Annotated in this window: 5 protein-coding genes; 4 read left to right on the top strand and 1 reads right to left on the bottom strand. The window is 74.7% G+C overall.

Going from position 1 to position 4,819, the window contains the following annotated elements; genetic code table 11:
- Positions 1 to 7 precede the first annotated feature (7 nt).
- A complete protein-coding gene (locus ACOJUF_RS01255) occupies positions 8 to 955 on the top strand; it encodes an acyl-CoA thioesterase (protein WP_420120049.1) in 948 nt (315 codons plus the stop codon).
- Between the two features lie 140 nt (positions 956 to 1,095).
- On the opposite strand, the gene ACOJUF_RS01250 is transcribed toward ACOJUF_RS01255, so the two are convergent.
- Positions 1,096 to 2,361 carry an AI-2E family transporter gene (locus tag ACOJUF_RS01250; protein ID WP_420120048.1) on the bottom strand — a complete coding sequence of 422 codons (1,266 nt, stop codon included), beginning with the start codon at positions 2,359 to 2,361 and terminating at the stop codon, positions 1,096 to 1,098.
- A gap of 125 nt (positions 2,362 to 2,486) precedes the next feature.
- Here ACOJUF_RS01250 and ACOJUF_RS01245 point away from each other — a divergent pair, with 125 nt between their 5' ends.
- The 3 genes from ACOJUF_RS01245 to ACOJUF_RS01235 form a co-directional block, all read left to right on the top strand.
- Positions 2,487 to 2,996 (top strand): 2'-5' RNA ligase family protein, encoded by a 510-nt coding sequence (locus tag ACOJUF_RS01245; RefSeq protein ID WP_420120047.1) that lies wholly within the window; start codon positions 2,487 to 2,489, stop codon positions 2,994 to 2,996.
- 108 nt (positions 2,997 to 3,104) lie between these two features.
- On the top strand, positions 3,105 to 4,151 hold the full coding sequence (locus tag ACOJUF_RS01240; protein WP_420120046.1) for a hypothetical protein: 1,047 nt from the start codon (positions 3,105 to 3,107) through the stop codon (positions 4,149 to 4,151).
- On the top strand, positions 4,148 to 4,819 hold a 672-nt coding region (locus ACOJUF_RS01235), incomplete at its 3' end, for a hypothetical protein (protein ID WP_420120045.1). The genes ACOJUF_RS01240 and ACOJUF_RS01235, both read left to right, overlap by 4 nt.

Genomic DNA, 4,819 nt, shown 5'->3' with positions numbered 1-4,819 from the left:
ATCCTCCATGGCGACGGGGCAGAGCGAGATCACCCTGCGGTTCCTGGCGGCCCCGACGGAGGTGGCCTCTCTGGGCGGGTCCATCCATGGCGGCCGGGTGCTCGAGTGGATCGACAAGTCGGCGTACGCGCTGGCCGTCGGTTGGAGCGGCGGCTACTGCGTCACCGCCTACGTGGGCGACATCCGGTTCGCCCGGCCGATCGAGTCGGGCCATCTGGTCGAGGTGACGTCCCGCCTGATGCGGACCGGCCGCAGCAGCATGGACGTGCACGTGACGGTCTCGTCGGCGGATCCGCAGGACGGCGTCTACACCGAGGCCACCACCTGCGTGGTCGTGTTCGTCGCGGTCGACGCCACCGGCCGGCCGACGCAGGTGCCCCCGTGGACGCCGGTCACCGAGGTGGACGAACGCCTGCTCGCGGACGCCCGGGCCCGGGTGACCGTCCGCCGCAACATCGAACAGGCGATGGCCGAGCAGAGCTACACCGGCCCGAGCACGGCGCCGGCCACGACCCTGCGCTTCCTCGCCGCGCCGACGGACGTGAACTGGGGCGGCAAGGCCCACGGCGGGACCGTGATGCGCTGGATCGACGAGGCCGCCTACGCGGTCGCCACCCGCTGGTGCGGCGGCCCGGCGATCGCCGCGTACTCCGGCGGGGTCCGGTTCTACCGGCCCATCCAGATCGGGCACCTGGTCGAGCTGGAGGCCCGGCTGCTGCGCACCGGCCGCAGCAGCATGCACATCGCCGTGCACGTCCGATCGGGGTCGCCGACCACCGGTGAGCTGGAGCTGACCACCCATTGCCTGACGATCTTCGTCGCGCTCGACGACGCCGCCCACGCCACCCCCGTGCCGCGCTGGCGGCCGGAGACCCAGCAGGACAAGGCGCTGGACGCGCACGCGCTGCACCTGGTGGAGCTGCGCCGCCAGATCCGGCCGACCGTGCTCGACTGATCGACCCGACGGCTCGCGCACCGATCGGCTCCGGCGCTGACCCGGGTTCGGTGCGGTTGGTGGGGCTGGGCGGGGCGGGCATGGGCTCGGACCCCGGACGACCGGGCCGCGCCCGGACGCCCGCGCCCCGATCGCCGCCGCTAGGCCACTCCGTCCACGGGATCGGAATCGGTTGACCGGGCACGGTCCGGAGCCGCCCCGCCGGCCGGCTCCGGGGGGAGTGCCTGCAGCTGCTCGCGCACGTACCGGGCGATGACCTGCACGACCGCGACCGCAGGGACGGCCAGGAAGGCGCCGACGATCCCGAACAGCGTGCCGCCCAGCGCCACCACCCCGATGGTGATGGCGGGGTGGATCTTCATCGTCTTGCCGACCAGGATCGGCTGCATCACGTTGCCCTCGAGCTGCTGCACGATCAGCACGACGACCAGCACCGCGACCGCCGTCCAGACGCCGTTGGACACCAGCGCGACGAGCACCGCGACCGACCCCGCGACGAAGGCGCCGACGATCGGCACGAACCCGCCGAAGAACGTCAGCACGGCGATCGGCAGCGCGAACGGCACCCCGAGCAGCCAGACACCCAGGCCGATGAAGATGCCGTCGACCGCGGCCACCGCCGCCTGCGACCACACGTACTGGCCCAGCGCGGTCCAGACGCGGTCGGAGACCTCGGCGAAGTGCCGCCCGCCGCTGCGGTTGATCCAGGTCTGCAGCCACGGCACGAACGTCGGGCCGTCCTTGAGGATGAAGAAGCACAGCACGAGCGCGAGCACCAGCGTGACGATCGCCGACCCGATGGCGCCCAGGCTGCCGATGACGATGGCCACGACCTCCTGGCTGTTGCTCTGCAGCTCGGAGATGCCCTTGTTGACCAGGCCGCCCAGCGCGTCGGGACCGAGGTTGAACGGCGGGCCGGCCAGCCACTGCTGCAGGGTGGTCAGGCCACCGATCGCCCGATCGGCCAGGTCGCCGGCCTGCGAGGTCACCTGCGGGGCGAGCACCGCGATGAGGCCGCCGAAGATCACCAGCAACCCGAGCAGCGCCAGGATGGCGGCCAGCGCGTTGGGCAGCTTGCGGCGCATCAGCCGGACGGGCGGCCAGAGCACGGTGGCCAGCAGCAGGCCCAGGAAGATGGGCAGCAGCACGCTCCACAGCTGGCCCATCAGCCAGAAGAGCACCACCAGTCCGACGCCGATGATCAGCAGCCGCAGCGTCCACCGCGACCAGTCGGTGATGTTGTGCTTGAGACCCTCCAGGGCCCGGTCGCTGAGCGGGTGATGCGGCCGGTGACCGGCCAGGTCGTCGTCGGAATCCGAGCCGTCGCCCGCCCGCGCCGATCCGTCCGGCGCGTTCCCGGACCCCCGCGCGTCACCCGTCGCCGGCTTCTTGCCGCGTCCGAACATGCGACCCCCTCATCGTCCCGGCCGGACGGGTCGGCCCCGACCCGGCGGACTGCACCCGGCCCATCTTTCCCTGGCCGGTGCCCGGCCAAGCAGCGGACCGCGCGGGGCTGCCGTTTCATGAGGGCATGTTCTCGGTGGAACTGGTCGTGGACGGGGCCGCGGACGCGGCGGTGCGGGCGGACTGGGCGGCGCTGGTCGAGGCGGGCCTGCCCAGCCAGGCCCGGCACACCGGGGTGTCGAACCGGCCGCACGTGACCCTGGCGCTGTCCGCCACCGCGGCCGAACCCGTGCGCGAGCGGCTGGCCGCGGTGGCCCGCGACCTGCCCCTGCCGGTCACCGCCGGATCGGTTCTGGTCTTCGGCGGGCGGCAGTTCGTCCTGGCCCGCCTGGCCGGACCGGCCGTCGAGCTGCTGGACCTGCAACGGCGGGTGGTGGAGGCGCTGGACGACCCGGTCGACCGGCACGGCACGTTCACGGCCGGGGCCTGGACCCCCCACCTGACGCTGGCCCGCCGGCTCACCGCCGCGCAGATCGCGGCCGCGCTGCCGGTGCTCGGGCCCGCCGGCGTTCCGGGTCGGCTGCACCGGATGCGGCTCTGGGACATGACCGAGCGGCAGGAGCACTGGCTGACCTGATCGGCGCCCACGGCGGCCCGAACCCCCGGCAGCCCTGCCCGGGGAGCGATTCGTCCCCGACCGTGTCACAGTGTCACCCTCGCATGCGCGATCGGGGGGTGAGAGCCGATGGCTCGGCTATGGATCGGCGCCGGTGCGGTGGTGGTGCTGCTGATCGCCGGGGTGGTGACGGCGGCGGCGCTCGGCGGGCCGACCGTCGCGGGCACGCCGACGTCCGGCCCGGCGTCCGCGACGGTGACCGGAACGGCGCCGTCCGCCGGTGATCCATCGGAACGGGCCTCGGGGTCGAGTTCCGGGTCGCCCACCGCGCCCGCCTCGAGGACGGCATCATCCGCGCCCGCGGCCGGGGCCGAGCCGGCCCCACCACCCCAGGTCGGCGACTGCCTCCTGGACGAGCCGTTCGGTTCGGCAGTGATGGGCGGATTCGGCGCGGACGATCCGCTGGCGGCGTTGCGGCTGGCCAGCTGCGACGGGCCGCGGTTCGGCGAGGTGGTGTCGGTCGGCGCCGGCACCGACCGGTTGTCCGCCCAGCAGGACGGGAGCCTGGAGCGGTGTTTCGACGCCGGGTACACCTACCTGGGCATGCCGGATCCGCGGGCCGCCGACGGCGGGCCGACGGCGGCGAGCCGCGCGTGGCCGGTGCTCGTCGGCCCGGACGCCCGGCAGCGGGCGGCCGGCCAGGACTGGTCGGCCTGCGTCATCGGCCCGCCGCCGCAGGGTGGCGGGCCGGGCTCCGGGCAGGTCGATCGGGCGCTCCGCGATGTCTGGGCCACCCCCGCCGACCGGATCTTCTTCGCGTTGTGCCTGGACGATCCGGACCGGCAGGTCCCGGTGGGCTGCCGCTCCGGGCACCGGTTCGAGGAGCTCGCCTACTGGCCCGGCGACCCCGGCCGGGCCGCGGACGCGGTGCTGGCCGACTGCCGCGCCGTCGCGGCCGACGCCATCGGCTCGCCGGCCCACCTGGACAGCGGGGCGCTGACCGTCCAGGTGGTGAACTCGACCTACGACGACGTCGCGGAACAGGTCGTCACCGGTGACGCGGCGGTCGCCGACCCGGACGGCTACATCGTCGACTGCCTGGTGTCGGCCGGGGACGGTGGCCCGCTGACCGGACCGCTTCGCGGCCTGGGCGACCAGCCGGTGCCGCGGCGATGACCGGCCTGCGCTGGGCCGCCGTGGTGGGCGCGGTCGTGCTGCTGGGCGGGGCCGTGGTGTGGACCGCCGCCCGTCCCGGGTCGATCACCGGCACCGCGGTCGCCGGTCCGCCGCCGGGACCCCCGGCGGCGGGCGACTGCCTGCTCGAGGACCCGTGGCTGGCCGACGAGGCCGGCCGCACCAGCGGCCCGCTGCCGGCGCTGCGGGTCGCGCCGTGCACCGGGACCCGGTACGGCGAGGTCGTCTCCGTGGGTGCGGGCACCGACCTGACCGAGATGTGGGACGACGGCTCCTGGCAACAGTGCTGGAACGCCATCGACAGCTACCTTGGCCTGCCGCCGTCGCTCGGGTCCAATCCCGACCGCTACCCGATGAGCAGCGCCTCGCCCACCCTGATCGGGCCGGACGAGCGCCAGCAGGCGGCCGGGCAGGACTGGTCGGCCTGCGTGGTCGGAATGCCGCCGGACGGTGTGTCCGACGCGGCCGGTCAGCTCGAGGGTTCGCTGCGCGGCAGCTGGAACACCGCCGACGGGGCCCGGTTCGCGATGTGCCTGGACGACCCGGGCAGCCAGGAACCGGTGTCGTGCGGGGGCCCGCACGGCGGCGGGCAGGGGAGGGACTGGTCCGGGGAGGCGCGGCGGGGGGCCGGGGACGCCGCCGCCGGCTGG

It is taken from the genome of Nakamurella sp. (genome assembly GCF_048594475.1).
GTDB lineage: Bacteria > Actinomycetota > Actinomycetes > Mycobacteriales > Nakamurellaceae > Nakamurella.
The sequence above is the reverse complement of the archived record's forward strand: the minus strand, read 5'-3'. Positions and strand labels throughout refer to the sequence as shown.